At 49.4% G+C, this 851-nt stretch carries 1 protein-coding gene; it reads right to left on the bottom strand.

Features of this window, described 5'->3' with window-relative positions; genetic code table 11:
- Positions 1-851 (bottom strand): cation:proton antiporter (locus A3739_RS26735; protein WP_197472614.1); only part of this gene is annotated, 851 nt, incomplete at both ends.

Below are 851 nucleotides of genomic sequence, written 5' to 3'. Positions count from 1 at the left end.
CAGGCAGTCCTGAGTTTTGAACACTAAAACTCAAGAGTACAAACCCAAACTCACCTGCTTGCGCTAGGCTCAGTGAGAGCAACCATCGATCGCTGTTTTTGATACGGAAAATCGTGGCAAGCACATACAGAATGCCAAACTTTACGAGCATCAATGCTGCGGTGGCGGCGAGCACAGTTAGCCACATGCTTGAGAACAACCCGAAGTCGATACCTGCACCAACCGTGATGAAAAACAGTCCTAGTAACAAGCCTTTGAAGGGCTCGACCGTGCTCTCTAATTCATGTTTGAACTCGCTATTGGCCAGCACAACACCTGCTAAAAATGTACCGAGGGCAGGGGACAGACCAACCAAACTCATGATCGCAGCAATGCCGATAACGAGGAGCAAGGCGGAGGCCGTAAAGATTTCTCGTAACCCCGATGCGGCTACGAAGCGGAAGAGTGGTCGACTAGCAAAATGACCGCCGACAACAACAATTGCAATCGCGCTCAGTACCACGATTGCATAGGCCCAGCTTGATAAACCATCGACCAAGCTATAGCCGTGATGGGCGTCTTCTGCTACAGTAGGTGAGCCACTTAAGGCGCTAATTGCGAGAAGCGGAATCAATGCGAGCATTGGAATGACCGCAATGTCTTGGAAGAGCAGAACCGAGAACGCGCTTTTACCGCCCTCTGATTTATTTAGACCTTTTTCGTTGAAGGTTTGAAGTACGATCGCTGTAGAAGAGAGGCTGAAAATCAGACCAATGGCGAGGGCATAGGTCCACTGATCGATAAATAAACTGGCAATCAATGCGATACACAAAGTGCTCAGACCAACTTGCAAGCCACCAAGGCCAAGAAGT

The sequence above is a fragment of the Oleiphilus sp. HI0067 genome (assembly GCF_001635735.1).
This window is presented reverse-complemented; position numbering and strand designations above follow the sequence as displayed.